This window comes from Methylobacterium aquaticum, assembly GCF_001043915.1.
Taxonomy (GTDB): domain Bacteria; phylum Pseudomonadota; class Alphaproteobacteria; order Rhizobiales; family Beijerinckiaceae; genus Methylobacterium; species Methylobacterium aquaticum.
Genome location: NZ_LABX01000001.1, coordinates 1 through 14395, shown reverse-complemented (window position 1 = coordinate 14395; position 14395 = coordinate 1). Strand labels below are relative to the sequence as shown.

The window sequence follows — 14395 nt, the reverse complement described above, 5'->3', positions numbered from 1 at the left end:
GGACTGTTGCCAAGGGAAACGGGCTGCCTTGTTAAAAGGCAGCCCGCGGAAACGCCAGGGGGGTCTGGTGTCTTGCCCCCGGAGCCGCAGGGCTGTTCGGGGAAAGGAATGGAAGGGGTTGCTCTTCCGCGGGCGGCGAGAAGGCAACCCGGCGCCCGTTCCTTTGCTCCGTCAGTCTCCCGTCAGCCCGACCGCGCCGGCTCCGGCTCGCCCTGGTGGTCGTCGACCCCACGCCAGCGGTTGATCCGGATCAGGATGCTGCGGATCACCACGTAGAAGACCGGGGTCAGGAACAGGCCGAACACCGTCGCCCCAAGCATGCCGAACAGCACGGCCGTGCCCAGCGCCTGGCGCATCTCGGCGCCCGGGCCGGTGGCAAAGGCGAGCGGCACCACGCCGAGGATGAATGCGAAGGCGGTCATCAGGATCGGCCGCAGGCGCAAGCGGCATGCCTCGACGGCGGCGGCGACCGGACCGCGGCGCTCGCTCTCCTCGATCTGGTGGGCGAACTCGACGATCAGGATCGCGTTCTTGGCCGCCAGACCGATCAGCACGATCAGGCCGATCTGGGTCAGGATGTTGTTGTCCTGGGCCCGGAACTGCACGCCGGCCAAGGCCGCCAGCACGCCGGTCGGCACCACCAGCAGGATCGAGAGCGGCAGCGCCCAGGATTCGTACTGCGCGGCGAGCACCAGGAAGACCAGGAGCACGCCGAGCGCGAAGACGTAGATCGCGGTGTTGCCGACCGCCTTTTCCTGGAACGCGATGTCGGTCCACTCGAAGCTCATGCCGTCGGGCAGGGTCTGGCGGGCGAGCTTTTCCATCGCGTCGAGGGATTGGCCCGAGGACACGCCCGGCCGCGCATCGCCCTGCACCGGAATCGAGTAGAACAGGTTGAAGCGCTGGACGATCTGCGGGCCGGAGATGTCGCGGATGCTGGCGAGCGTCCCCATCGGCACCAGGGCCCCGGTGGAGGAGCGAACCTTGAGCCGCTCGATGTCCGACTTCTCCATCCGGTACTTGGCGTCGGCCTGGGCCCGGACTTGGTAGACGCGGCCGAAGGTGTTGAAGTCGTTGACGTAGGCGCCGCCGAGATTGACCTGGAGGGTCGAGAAGACGTTGGCGAGCGGCACGTTCAGCATCCGCGCCACCGTGCGGTCGATGTCGAGATAGATCTGCGGCGTGTCGTTGCCGAAGGTGGTGAAGACGCGGGTCAGCGCCGGGTCGCGGTTGGCCGCGCCGATGAGGTCGCCCGAGACCTGGAGCAGCCGGGCGATGTCCGAGCCCTCGCGGCTCTGCACCTGCATCTTGAAGCCGCCGGCATTGCCGAGGCCCCGCACCGGCGGCGGCGGGATCGCGATGATCCGGGCCTCCTGCATCGGCGCGGTCTTGGCGAGCACCGCCTGGAGGATCTTGCCGGCGGTCAGGCCCTTCTCCAGGCGCTCCTTGAACGGTTTGAGCGGCAGGAACATCACCGCGCCGTTGGTGGTGTTGGTGAAGGTCGCGCCGTCGAAGCCGGCGATGACCACGGTGTTGCCGACGCCGTCGATGTCGAGGGAGCGGCGCGACACCTCCTGCACCACCGCGGTGGTGCGCTCCAGCGACGAGCCCGGCGGCAATTGCACCACCACCAGCAGGTAGCCCTGGTCCTGGAGCGGGATGAAGCCGGTCGGCGTGGTGCGAACGAGGTGCAGCACGCCGTAGATCACCCCGGCATAGAGCAGCAGCATCGCGAGCAGCGGCACCAGCCGCCCGGTGAGGAAGCGGATCGTCGCCGCATAGGCGTTCGCCGTCGCGTCGAAGCCGCGGTTGAAGGTGTTGGCCGCCCAGGACCCGAACCGCGCCACGAAGAAGCGCGGCCGGTGGTGCTCGGAATGCGGCTTGAGCAGGAGCTTGCAGAGCGCTGGCGACAGCGTCAGCGAGTTGAACATCGAGATGATGGTCGAGGCCGCGATGGTCAGCGCGAACTGCCGGTAGAACTGGCCCGAGATGCCCGGGATGAAGGCGGTCGGGATGAACACCGCCGACAGCACGAGCGCGATGGCGACGACCGCGCCGCCGACCTCGTCCATGGTCTTGTGGGCCGCCTCGCCGGGCGAGAGCCCCTCGGCCATGTTGCGCTCGACATTCTCCACCACGACGATCGCGTCGTCGACCACGATGCCGATGGCGAGCACGAGGCCGAACAGCGTCAGGTTGTTGAGCGAGAAGCCGAGCAGCGCCATCACCGCGAAGGTCCCGATCAACGAGACCGGAATCGCGATGATCGGGATGATCGCGGTGCGCCAGCTCTGGAGGAAGATCAGGATCACCACGACGACGAGGACCACCGCCTCGGCCAGCGTCTTGTAGACCTCGTGCACCGATTCGGCGATGAACTCGGTCGGGTTGTAGGCGATCTTGAATTCGAGGCCGGGCGGGAAGTCCTTGGCCAGCGTCTTCATCAGCGCCTGGACCTGCTCGGCCGCCTCGAGAGCGTTGGTGCCGGGACGCTGGAACACGCCGATGCCGATCGCCGGCTGGCCGTTGAGGAACGACTTCGTCGTGTAGTCCTTCTGGCCGAGCTCGACCCGGGCGATGTCGGAGATCCGGACCAGGCGCCCGTCGGACGCCTTGACGATGACCTTGCGGAACTCGCTCGGATCCTGGAACCGGCCTTGCGTCTGCACCGTGAACTGGAACGCCTGGCTCGCGGGCGCCGGCGGCGCACCGAGCGCACCGGACGCGACCTGGACGTTCTGCTCCTGCAACGCATTGATCACGTCGGTGGTGGAGAGCTGGTAGGAGGCGAGCTTGTTCGGGTCGAGCCAGAGCCTGAGCGCGTATTCCGAGCCGCCGAACACCGTGATGTCGCCGACCCCGTTGAGGCGTAGGAGCGGATCGCGCAGGCGCAGGTAGATGTAGTTGGCGAGGTAGTTCTGGTCGAAGGTGCCGTCGGGCGACAGCACGTGCACGACCATCATCAGGTCGGGCGAGGATTTGCGGACCGTGACGCCGAGGTTGCGCACGTCGCCGGGCAGGCGCGGCTGGGCGACCGAGAGCCGGTTCTGGACCAGCACGTTGGCGATGTCGAGGTTGGTGCCGAGCGCGAAGGTGACGGTCAGCTGCATGTTGCCGTCGTTGGTCGACAGCGACGACATGTACAGCATGTTGTCGACGCCGTTGATCTCCTGCTCGATCGGCGTCGCGATGGTCGCCGCGACGGTCTCGGCATTGGCGCCCGGATAGGAGGCGCGCACCACCACGGTCGGCGGCACGATCTCGGGATATTGCGAGACGGGCAACGAGATGTACGAGACGTAGCCGATGATCAGGATGACGATCGAGGTCACCGAGGCGAAGATCGGCCGGTCGACGAAGAAGTGGGCAAAACGCATCGGTGGGCCTCTCGCGCCCTTCTTGAAGCTCGGGCGTGGCGCCCCCGCGCAGGCGGGGGCTATGGCATCCTGACGGGTGCGCCGACCGGGCGGGGCGGCGCCTCCCGGTTCACTCGCGGACCGGCGGCAAGTCCTTGACCTCGGGGGTGACCTTGGCGCCCGGGCGCACCCGGGTCAGGCCGACGATCACGATGGTCTCGTCGCCCTTCAGCCCGTCGCGCACCACCCGGTAGCCGTCGATCTTCGGGCCCGGGCGGATGTTGCGGGGCTGGACCACGTTGTCGGGCCCCACCACGTAGACGAGGCGCTTGTCCTGGTTGGCGCCGATCGCCTCGTCGGGGATCAGGATCCCGCGATAGGGCTTGGAGGCCGGCATGCTGACGATGCCGAACAGGCCCGGCTTGATGAAGCGGTCGGGATTCTCGACGGTGGCGCGCAGCAGCACCGTTCCGGTCGCCTCGTCGACCCGGTTGTCGACGAAGTTGAGCACGCCCTTGCGGGTCGGCTTCGCCTCGCCGGTGAGCGCCACCAGAATCGGCACGGTGTGCTCGTTCTGGGTCGCCCCCATGCCGATCCGGAGCGTGCCCTGGTAGGCCAGGAACGAGCGCTCGTCGACGGTGAAGGAAAAGTAGATCGGGTCGAGGGAGACGATCGTGGTCAGCATCGTCTGGTCGGTGATGACGATGTTGCCCTCGGTGACCAGCCGCTGCGAGATCCGCCCGTCGATCGGCGAGCGCACCTCGGTGAAGTCGTAGTTGAGCTGGGCCTGGCGCAGGGCCGCGGTGGCGCTGTCGACGTCGGCCTGGGCGGTGAGCGAGTTCTGCCGGCGCTGGTCGGTCACCTGCTCGGAGATGTTGCCCGAGCGGCTGAGCGTCTGGGCGCGCTCCAGGTCGGTCTGGGTGAAGTTCAGCCGGGCCTGGGCCGAGGCCAGGGCTGCCGTCGCCTGGTCGAGGGCCGCCTTGTAGGGCCGCCGGTCGATGGTGAAGAGCAATTCGCCCTTCTTCACCACGGCGCCGTCCTGGAAATGGATCTTCTGGAGGTAGCCGGTGACGCGGGCGCGCACCTCGACATACTCGATCGCGTTGAAGCGGCCGGTGAAGTCGTCGTGCTCCACCACCTCCTTGACCACGGGCTTGGCGACCGTGACCGCCGGGGGCGGGCCGCCGGGGGCCTGGGCCCGCGCCGGGATACCGGCCAACAGCAGGAGCGCCGGGATCACCGCCGCCAGCCTCAGCCTGCGCATACTCGTTCTCCCGTTCATCTCTGCATGCGCCCCGGTCCGACGCACAGGAAGATGGGCCGGAGCGCATCCGCGTCGAGGGGCTTGGCCGTTACGGGAACCGCGCCGGCTGCGGCGCGGCCCTCCCGGGGCCGTGACGATCTCCGCCGTCCCGCCGGGTGGGGCGGCTCAGCGAAGCAGACTTGCGTTGGCAGGCCAACGCCGCGCCCGCTTCGGTTCTTGTTTGATCGCAGATTTCTGCCGCCGAACCGGTGACCGCTTCGGCGAAGTCTGCTTGGAGCATTGTCCGACCAAGTGGATACCGGTTGTTCGCAAAAAATGCAGCAAAGTCAAAAACCGAGAGCGCTGCCCGATTGCACCGTGATCGGGCCCCGCTCTAGTCCACGGGCTCGCCGGCATTGGCCCAGTCCTTGAAGCCGCCGGCATAATGCTCGGCCAGGGGGATGCCCTGGCTCTGAAGGTAGTGCAGCGCCCGCGCCGAGCGCACGCCGGCGGCGCAGGACAGGACCGGCCGGCGGCCATCACTGGCGATCAGCGCCTGCAACCGCTCGACATCGAAGGCCGAGAGCGGGAAGGACACGGAGCCCGGGATGTGGCCCGCTTCGAATTCGTTGGGCTCGCGCACGTCGATCAGCATGACGGACCCATCCGCCAGACCGTTCTTCACCGCATCCCGATCCAGATCGACGATCGCCATTGTCCCACCCGAACGTCGACCCAGCGCCGACCCACGATCCTCATCGACGCGCCCGACACGTGTCAACGCGACGCGACGGAGCGGTGACGAATGCGATAAATCATCACCGCTCAGCGTTGCAAGAGCGACCATCCCTCGATGGCGTCGCGTCTTGTGCGCTGCCGCACAGGACGGAGTCGGCTTCCGGCTCGCCTGTGTGTAGGACACGGGGCAACCGCGTCCCACCTTCACGACATCAGGCTCGACAGCGTCATGCGCGCCCATCCCGCCGCCCTCGACCTCACCCGCCTCGTCACCCGCCTGCGCCATGCGAGCCCGACCGGGATCGACCGGGTCGACCTGGCCTATGCCCGGCATCTCCTGGAGCAGCCCGGCACGCGCTTCGGCCTCGTCTCGACGCCGCTCGGGCCGAAGGTGCTCGACCGGGCCCAAATGACGGGCCTCGTCGCGGCGGCCGTCGCGGCCTGGACCGAGGAGGTCACGGCCGGGGACGATCCGGTCTATCGCGGCCTCGCGGCCCGCCTCGGCCTGCCGGTGCCCGCGCCGGATGCGTCCGCCGCGCGGCCGGACGGGGCCCGCGAGCGCCGCCGGCGGCAGCTCCAGGCCTGGCTCACGGTGCTGCGGGCGCCGGGCCCCGAGCATCTGCCGATGAATGCGCTCTATCTCCATACCTCGCATCTGCGCCTCGACAAGCCGGCGCGGTTCGACTGGCTCTACGACCGGCCGGATGTCCGGCCGGTCTTCTTCGTCCACGACCTGATCCCGATCGCCTATCCCGAATATGGCCGCCCCGGCGAGGCCGAGCGGCACCGGGTGCGGATGGAGACGGTGGCCCGCCATGCGCAGGGGATCGTGGTCAACTCCGCCGATGTGGGGGCGCGCTTCTCGGCCCATCTCGCCGGCCTCGGGCGCCGGGTGCCGCCGGTGACCGTCGGGCCGCTCGGGATCGAGGCGGCCTTCCATGGTGCGCCCTCGCCCGCGGCGGCCCGGCCGTTCTTCCTGGTCTGCGGCACGATCGAGCCGAGGAAGAACCTGATCGGCCTCCTCACCGCCTGGCGCGACCTCGCGGCCCGGCACGGCGAGGCGACGCCGCGCCTCGTCGTCGTCGGGCGCCGGGGCTGGGAGAGCGAGAACGTGATCGACCTGCTGGAGCGCTGTCCGGCGGTGCGCGCCCATGTCACCGAGGCCGCCGGCCTGTCGACCGCCGGGCTGGTGCGGCTGATGGGGAGCGCCACCGCGCTCCTGATGCCCTCCTTCGCCGAGGGCTACGGCCTGCCGGTGCTGGAGGCCGCCGCCAGCGGCCTGCCGGTCGTCGCCTCCGACATTCCGGTCCATCGCGAGATCGCCGGAGCCTTCGCGGAGTTCCTGCACCCGCTCGACGGACTGGGCTGGATGCGGGCGGTGGAGGCGCTGGCGGCGCCGGGCTCCCCCTTGCGGGCGGAGATGGCCGGGCGCCTCGCCGGCTACCGGGCCCCGACCTGGGCGGACCATTTCGCCCGGATCGACCCGGCCCTGGCGGCCTTGGCGGGATGATGACAAGCCGGCGCGGTTTTGCGCCGGCGCTGCCGCACGGCTAAGGTTGCGGCACGATTTCCACGCGGTCCTCATTGCTCCGCCGCGGACGAGAGCGCTCTCCCCCCTCTCCCGTGTGGGAGAGGGGCCAGGGGTGAGGGTGACACGCTTCAGTATGGCGCGCTGAGCGTGATGCTGGCATCGGGACGGCTTGAGCGAGCCTCGGGACCGTCTCCACCCTCACCCCGCCCCCTCTCCCACACGGGAGAGGGGATCCCGCGGCAGCCTCGACACCGCAGGAGCCATGTCGGCCTTCACCGGACCCTGCCCATGACAGACTCCCCCTACCCCCGCGACCTCGTCGGCTACGGCCGCACCCCGCCCCACGCGCAATGGCCGGACGGGGCCCGCATCGCGGTGCAGTTCGTCATCAACTACGAGGAGGGTGGCGAGAACTGCCTGCTCCACGGCGACCGGGCCTCGGAGGCGTTCCTGTCGGAGATCGTCGGCGCGCAAGCCTGGCCGGGCCAGCGCCACATGAGCATGGAATCGATCTACGAGTACGGGTCGCGGGTCGGCTTCTGGCGCCTGCACCGGCTGTTCACCACCCGCAACCTGCCGGTGACGGTCTACGGCGTCGCCACCGCCCTCCAGCGCAATCCCGAAGCGGTCGCCGCCATGCGCGAGGCCGGCTGGGAGATCGCCTGCCACGGCCTCAAGTGGATCGACTACCGCGACTTCTCCTACGAGGAGGAGAAGGCCCATATGAACGAGGCGATCCGGATCCACACCGAGGTCACCGGCGAGCGCCCCCTCGGCTGGTACACGGGCCGGACCTCGGAGAACACTCTGAAGTTGGTGATGGAGGAGGGCGGCTTCCTCTACTCGGCCGATTCCTACGCCGACGACCTGCCCTACTGGGTCGAGGGGCCTCGCGCCCCGCAATTGGTGGTGCCCTACACCCTCGATGCCAACGACATGCGGTTCGCCACGCCGCAGGGCTTCAATGCGGGCGACCAATTCTTCGCCTACCTGCGCGATTCCTTCGACATGCTCTATGCCGAGGGTGCCGAGACGCCCCGGATGCTGTCGATCGGCCTGCATTGCCGCCTCGTCGGCCGTCCGGGCCGGATCGCGGCGCTCGCCCGCTTCCTCGACCATGTCGCCGCCCACGCGGATGTGTGGGTGACACGGCGCATCGACATCGCCCGGCACTGGGCCAGGACCCACGCGCCGGCCGGCCTGACCCCGAGCCGGATGGGCCGCGCGCTGTTCGTGGAAGGTTTCGGCGACGTGTTCGAGCACTCGCCCTGGGTGGCCGAGGCCGCCCACGCCACCGGATTCTCGGCCATGCAGGACACGGCCGACGGGCTCCATGCCGCGATGGTCGCGGTGATGCGGGCGGCCGATCCGGAGCGGCAGCTGGCGCTGATCCGCGCCCATCCCGACCTCGCCGGCCGGGTGGCAGCGGCCGACCTCGCGCCCGACTCCCGCGCCGAGCAGGCTGCGGCCGGCCTCGACGCCCTCGACGGGGAGGGCCGCGCCCGCTTCCTCGACCTCAACGAGCGCTACCGCACCCGCCACGGCTTCCCGTTCGTGATGGCGGTGCGGGGCAAGGGGCCGGACGAGATTCTCGCGCAACTCGCCGAGCGCCTGGACAACCCGCCCGAGGAGGAGCGGGCCCGGGCGCTCGCCGAGATCGAGACCATCGCGCTCTTGCGGTTGCGGCAGCGGCTGCCGTCGCTGCCGGATGTGTTTTCGGCGACGGCGTGACCCCGCTGTCGGAGATGGCCCCGTGAGGTGGTCACCGCGCGGCTCGTTGCCGGTCAGGCCCTGAACCGCTCCGCCCGTCCATGCGGCGCCTCGTCATCCAGCACCGGCCCTACCGGCACGATCCCGGTCGGGTTGATCGTCGGGTGGCTCTCGTAATAGTGCCGCTTGATGTGGGTGAGGTTCACCGTCGGGGCGATGCCGGGCGTCTGGTAGAGATCGCGCAGATAGGGCGCGAGGTTCGGGTAGTCGGCGATGCGGCGCAGGTTGCACTTGAAGTGACCGACATAGACCGGATCGAACCGCACCAGCGTGGTGAACAGCCGGATGTCGGCCTCGGTCAGCCGGTCACCCATCAGGTAGCGCGAGCGGTCGAGGCGGGCATCGAGGGCGTCGAGTTCCTCGAACAGCGCCGTCACCGCCTCCTCGTAGGCGTCCTGGCTGGTCGCGAAGCCGGCCTTGTAGACGCCGTTGTTGACCCGGTCGTAGACCCTTGCGTTGACGGCGTCGATCTCGGGCGCCAGATCCTCCGGGTAGAGGTCCGGGCCGCGGCCGCCGAAGGCGCCGTTCAGCATCCGGATGATCTCGGCCGATTCGTTCGACACGATCGTGCCCCGGACCTTGTCCCACAGGACCGGGACGGTGACCCGGCCGGTGTAATGCGGGTCGGCCTTGAGGTAGACCTCGTAGAGCCGGGTCGCGCCGTTGACCGTGTCGGGCCCGGCACCCGGGCTGTCGCCGAACACCCAGCCCTCGCGGCCCATATGGGGATCGACCACCGAAACCGAGATCGCATCGTCGAGCCCCTTCAGGGCCCGCACGATCAGGGTGCGGTGCGCCCACGGGCAAGCGAGCGAGACGTAGAGGTGGTAGCGGCCGGCGTCAGCCGGAAAGCCGCCCTCTCCGCTCGGGCCTGCGCTGCCATCAGCCGTGACCCAGTTGCGGAAGGCCGCGTCCTTGCGCACGAAGCGCCCGCCGGTCTCCTTGGTGTCGTACCAGTGGTCGTGCCAGACGCCGTCGACCAGAAGTCCCATCGCATCCTCCTCACCGTCCGGCCGAAGGTGGGGCGGCCCCGCCCCGCCGCAATGGCCGGCGCTCAGATCCCGGCCCCGTCCCGGGACGGGAGGCCCCGCCTTCCCGTCGCCTCGACGTCGAAACGATCGGTCGGCACCCTGGCGAGGAAGCGTTCCGCCACCTCGACCAAGAGCAGGTGCGGGCGCACCCGCGCGACGTAGTCCCAGTCGAGATTCGACGACCAGACGAAGTGCAGCTCGCGAAAGCTCTCGGCCAGGAGCCCGGTCAGGAAGATCGGGTGGAAATGCGAGCAGGAATCGCCGAACAGCATCAAGGTCCGGGGATCGGCGGCCGGGCTCTCGTTGCGGAACACCACGTGGGCGCCGACATGGAGATCGGCTGCCGTCCCCCGCGCCTCGTGGCCGAGAACCAGCGGGTTGGCGAAGACCCGCACGGCGTCGCGCTGGACCTCGTAGACCCGCATCGTCTCGCGCCAGGGCGGATCGAGCTTGGCGCCGAGGTCGCGCACCCCGTCATGGTCGGTGAAAGGCCGCGCGGCGAGGTCGGGCGGCGGCACGGCACCGAGCGCCCGCATGATCTCGCCATAGGCGAGGCGGCAGCCCTCCTGGCTCCAATGGGTGTCGGTGCGCAGATAGAGCGGCGGCTCGGCGTCGCGCGCCGCCCGCAAGGGGCCGACGAGGTCGATCCAGGCCCGGGCGGCGGGCGAGCGGGCGAGGCGCGTGCCGAGGCGGCGGGCCGGCGACAGGGCGGGATCGAGGGCGAGCCCGTCCAGCCGGTCGTCGTAGACGCTCAGCTTCTCCGGCACCACGACGTGGAAGGCGCGCAGGCCCAGGGCTGCCGCCGTCGCGGTGCGGGCCTCGATCAACCGGCGCCAGCGCCACAGCCGCCAGGCGACGGGCAGGCTCGCCCGGTATTGCTGCCGCACCCGGTTGGTGCCGCCGGTGAGGAAAAGCCATCCGTCCCGGCCAAGATGGACCATGTCGGTGCTGTCGCGCATGGGCGGCGTGTAGCCGGAAGTCCCCGAGCTGAACAGCGCGACCGGCCCTGGCCAATCAGGCCACCTGCGCCATTTCGCCGGATACATGCCGCACCACCCCCTGATCCTCACCCTGGAGCTCGATGAGGCCGCCTTCGCGGAGTTCGACGGCCAGCGCCGCCGCCACTTCCCGCCGGCCCTCAACAAGATTCCGGCCCATGTCACGCTGTTCCACCACCTGCCGGGCGAGGAGGAGCGCGGCATCGTCGAGACGCTGGCCGCCGAGATGCGGGTGGAAGCGCCGATCCCGGTCAGGGTCGCGGGCCTGCGCGTCATCGGCCGCGGCGTCGCCTACGCCCTCGATTCCCCACGCCTGTCGGCCCTGCGCGGGCGCCTCGCCGCCACGTTCTCACCCTGGTTGACGGCGCAGGACCGGCAGGGCTACCGGCCGCATGTCACGGTGCAGAACAAGGTCGCGCCCGAGGAGGCGCGGGCGCTGCACCGCGAGCTGGAGGCCGCCTTCATGCCCCGCGCGATCACCGGCACCGGGCTCCTGCTCTGGCGCTATCTCGGCGGACCGTGGGAGGCACGCGGCCGGTTTCCGTGTGGGGGCGCCTGATGGTCGTGATTCCGTTCCGGCGCCACGCCATGGCGGTGTGGCTGCGCCTGCGGCTCAACGAGATCGGGCCGCTCGCCTCGCTGCTCGCCGTCAGCCTGTTCGGCTTCGGCTTCCTGAAGCTCGCCGACGAGGTGCGCGAGGGGGGCTCGTTCGGCTTCGACGACCGCCTGCTCCTGGCGCTCCGGGTGCCGGGCGACCTCGCCCAGCCGATCGGCCCGTCCTGGCTGCCCGAGACGATGCGCGACATCACCGCCTTCGGCAGCGTGTTCGGCATCGTCTACGTCACGGCCTGCGTGGTGCTCTATCTGGCGATCACCGCGCGGCGGCGCGCCGCCCTGTTCGTGGTGATCGCGATCGGCGGCGGCGAATTGCTGTCGACGGGCCTGAAGCTGTTCTTCCGCCGCCCGCGGCCGGATCTGGTGCCGCACGGCATGGAGACCTTCACGGCGAGCTTCCCGAGCGGCCACGCCATGCTGTCGGCGATCGCCTACCTGACGCTGGCGATCCTGCTTGCCCGGGTCGAGCGCTCGCGCAAGGTCAAGGCTTTCGTGATGGGGCTCGGCGTCGTCACCACGCTCCTCGTCGGGATCAGCCGGATCTATCTCGGGGTGCATTGGCCGAGCGACGTGCTGGCCGGCTGGTGCATCGGCGCCGCCTGGGCGTCGCTGTGCTGGTTCGTCGCCCTCCAGCTCCAGAGGCAGGAGGTGGTGGAGGCGCCCGACCCGCCGCCACCCGCGTGAGGCGCTTGCACCTCGCCTTTCCCTCCCCTAGCCAAGCGGGAGAGACGATCGGGAGAACGCCGTGGACTACGAGAACATCCGGGTCGAGACCCGCGGGCGGGTGGCGCTCGTCACCCTGCACCGTCCGGCGGCGCTGAACGCCCTGTGCAACGCGCTGATCGCCGAATTGAACCACGCCCTCGACGGCTATGAGCGCGAAGACGGCATCGGCTGCATCGTCATCACCGGCTCCGAGAAGGCGTTCGCCGCCGGGGCCGATATCCGCGAGATGCAGGACCGCACCCATCCGGAATTCTACATGGCCGATCCGTTCGGCGAGTGGGACAAGGTCGGCCGGCGCCGCAAGCCGATCATCGCCGCGGTGGCGGGCTATGCGCTCGGCGGCGGCTGCGAGCTGGCGCTGATGTGCGATTTCATCCTGGCCGCCGACACTGCCAAGTTCGGCCAGCCCGAGATCAAGCTCGGCGTCATCCCGGGGGCCGGCGGGACCCAGCGCCTGACCCGCGCGGTCGGCAAGGCCAAGGCGATGGAACTCTGCCTCACCGGGCGGATGATGGACGCGGCGGAAGCCGAGCGCGCCGGCCTCGTCGCCCGCGTCGTCCCCGCCGCCGACCTCCTGGATGAAGCCATGAAGGCGGCCGAGACCATCGCGTCGATGTCGCTGCCCGCCGTGATGGTCGCCAAGGAGAGCATCGACCGTGCCTTCGAGACCACGCTGACCGAGGGCATCCGCTACGAGCGCCGGGTGTTCTACGGGCTCTTCGCCACCCACGACCAGAAGGAAGGCATGACGGCCTTCGTCGAGAAGCGTAAGCCCAACTTCGAGAACCGCTGACATGAGCGTCTCTTTCGTCGACGTCGAGGCCGCTGCCGGCCGGATCGACGGCATCGCCCACCGCACCCCGGTGCTCACCTCCCGCACCGCGGATGCACGGACGGGCGCCTCCCTGTTCTTCAAGGCCGAGCCGCTGCAACGGGCCGGCGCCTTCAAGTTCCGGGGCGCCTGCAACGCCATCGCGGCGCTCTCGCCCGAGCAGCGCAGACGCGGGGTGCTGGCTTTCTCGTCCGGCAACCATGCCCAGGCGATCGCCTATGCGGGGGCCCTTCAGGGCGTCCCGACCGTGATCGTGATGCCGCACGACGCGCCGGCCATCAAGGTCGCGGCGACAAGCGGCTACGGCGCCGAGATCGTCACCTACGATCGCTACCAGGAGGACCGCGAGGCGGTGAGCCGGCGGCTCGCCGAGGAACGCGGCCTGTCGGTGATCCCGCCTTACGACCATCCCGATGTGATCGCCGGCCAGGGCACGGCGGTGAAGGAGCTGATCGAGGAGGTCGGCCCCCTCGACGTGCTGCTCGTCTGCCTCGGCGGCGGCGGGCTGCTTGCCGGTTCGTGCCTCGCGGCCCGGGCGCTGTCGCCGGAGATCGCGATCTGGGGCGTCGAGCCGCAGGCCGGCAATGACGGCCAGCAATCGCTCGCCAAGGGCGAGGTGGTGCGGATCCCGGTGCCGGTCTCGATCGCCGATGGGGCGCTCACCACGCATCTCGGCCAGCACACCTTCCCGATCATCCGGCGCGAGGTTGCCGGCATCATCACGGTGACGGATGCGCAGCTCGTCGCCGCGATGCGGTTCTTCGTCGAGCGGATGAAGCTCGTGGTCGAGCCGACCGGCTGCCTCGCCGCGGCCGCCGCCTTCGAGGGCGCGGTTCCGGTGAAGGGGAAGCGCGTCGGCGTGATCCTGTCGGGCGGCAATGTCGACCCGGCGGCGCTCGCCCGGCATCTCGCCGCATGAGCGTGGCGACCCCGCAGGAGCTGTTCGCCCTCCTCGACGAACTCGGCATCGCCCACGCCACCGTGGAGCACGTGCCCGTGCACACGGTGGCGGAATCCCGCGACCTCAAGGCCGGGATGCCGGGCGGACACTCGAAGAACCTGTTCCTCAAGGACAAGAAGGGCCGGCTGTTCCTCGTCGTCGCCGAGGCCGAGGCGCGGATCGACCTCAAGCGCCTGCACGAGCCGCTCGGCGCCTCCGGCCGGCTGTCCTTCGGCTCGGCCGAGCTGCTCTACGAGCGGCTCGGCGTCCGTCCCGGCTCGGTGACGCCGTTCGGGCTCATCAACGACCGCGACGGCACCGTCGCGGTGATCCTCGATGCCGGGCTGATGGCGCACGACCCGGTCAATTTTCACCCGCTCCACAACGGCGCCACCACGGCGGTCGCGCCGGGCGGCCTGATCCGCTTCCTCGACGCGACCGGGCATCCGCCCCGGGTGATGGCGCTGCCGGAGCCGCCCGGGGACGCCGAGGCGGAGTCGGCGGCAAGCTAAGCAGATTTCGCCGAGGTGGTTACCGGTTCGGCGATAAAAATCTGCGACAAAACAAGAACCTAAGCGGGCGAAGCGTTGGCCTGCCAACGCAAGCCTGCTTAGG

12 protein-coding genes are annotated in these 14395 nt (G+C 69.9%); 7 read left to right on the top strand and 5 right to left on the bottom strand.

The annotated features are described in order from the left end of the window. Positions 1-182: 182 nt before the first annotated feature. The 3 genes from VP06_RS00060 to VP06_RS00050 all read right to left on the bottom strand — a co-directional run bounded on the left by VP06_RS00060 (position 183) and on the right by VP06_RS00050 (position 5314). Complete coding sequence (locus VP06_RS00060; protein WP_048461790.1) at positions 183-3377, bottom strand: efflux RND transporter permease subunit; 3195 nt, start codon at positions 3375-3377, stop codon at positions 183-185. Between the two features lie 109 nt (positions 3378-3486). Next, complete coding sequence (locus tag VP06_RS00055) at positions 3487-4620, bottom strand: efflux RND transporter periplasmic adaptor subunit (protein ID WP_048461789.1); 1134 nt, start codon at positions 4618-4620, stop codon at positions 3487-3489. A gap of 373 nt (positions 4621-4993) precedes the next feature. Next, complete coding sequence (locus tag VP06_RS00050; protein WP_048461788.1) at positions 4994-5314, bottom strand: rhodanese-like domain-containing protein; 321 nt, start codon at positions 5312-5314, stop codon at positions 4994-4996. A gap of 252 nt (positions 5315-5566) precedes the next feature. Between VP06_RS00050 and VP06_RS00045 the strand changes: the two genes are divergently transcribed. Then, complete coding sequence (locus tag VP06_RS00045; protein WP_048461787.1) at positions 5567-6847, top strand: glycosyltransferase family 4 protein; 1281 nt, start codon at positions 5567-5569, stop codon at positions 6845-6847. A gap of 309 nt (positions 6848-7156) precedes the next feature. After that, positions 7157-8599: an allantoinase PuuE gene (puuE, locus tag VP06_RS00040; RefSeq protein ID WP_048461786.1), complete on the top strand. Its 1443-nt coding sequence runs from the start codon at positions 7157-7159 to the stop codon at positions 8597-8599. A 53-nt stretch (positions 8600-8652) separates the two neighbouring features. Here puuE and VP06_RS00035 read toward each other — a convergent pair whose 3' ends face one another. Beyond that, a complete protein-coding gene (locus VP06_RS00035; RefSeq protein ID WP_048461785.1) occupies positions 8653-9630 on the bottom strand; it encodes a glutathione S-transferase family protein in 978 nt (325 codons plus the stop codon). A 62-nt stretch (positions 9631-9692) separates the two neighbouring features. After that, positions 9693-10628 carry an alginate O-acetyltransferase AlgX-related protein gene (locus VP06_RS00030; protein ID WP_048461784.1) on the bottom strand — a complete coding sequence of 312 codons (936 nt, stop codon included), beginning with the start codon at positions 10626-10628 and terminating at the stop codon, positions 9693-9695. 85 nt (positions 10629-10713) lie between these two features. Here VP06_RS00030 and VP06_RS00025 point away from each other — a divergent pair, with 85 nt between their 5' ends. From VP06_RS00025 to VP06_RS00005, 5 genes are all read left to right on the top strand, one after another. Continuing rightward, positions 10714-11226, top strand: a complete 513-nt coding sequence (locus tag VP06_RS00025; protein WP_048461783.1) for a 2'-5' RNA ligase family protein — start codon at positions 10714-10716, stop codon at positions 11224-11226. Beyond that, a complete protein-coding gene (locus VP06_RS00020; RefSeq protein WP_048461809.1) occupies positions 11226-11966 on the top strand; it encodes a phosphatase PAP2 family protein in 741 nt (246 codons plus the stop codon). Before VP06_RS00025 ends, VP06_RS00020 begins: the two co-directional genes overlap by 1 nt. A 61-nt stretch (positions 11967-12027) precedes the next feature. After that, positions 12028-12801, top strand: a complete 774-nt coding sequence (locus VP06_RS00015) for an enoyl-CoA hydratase (RefSeq protein ID WP_048461782.1) — start codon at positions 12028-12030, stop codon at positions 12799-12801. Position 12802: 1 nt separating this feature from the next. After that, positions 12803-13759: a threo-3-hydroxy-L-aspartate ammonia-lyase gene (locus VP06_RS00010; RefSeq protein WP_048461781.1), complete on the top strand. Its 957-nt coding sequence runs from the start codon at positions 12803-12805 to the stop codon at positions 13757-13759. Next, a complete protein-coding gene (locus VP06_RS00005; protein ID WP_048461780.1) occupies positions 13756-14292 on the top strand; it encodes a prolyl-tRNA synthetase associated domain-containing protein in 537 nt (178 codons plus the stop codon). Before VP06_RS00010 ends, VP06_RS00005 begins: the two co-directional genes overlap by 4 nt. The last annotated feature ends 103 nt before the right edge of the window (positions 14293-14395 follow it).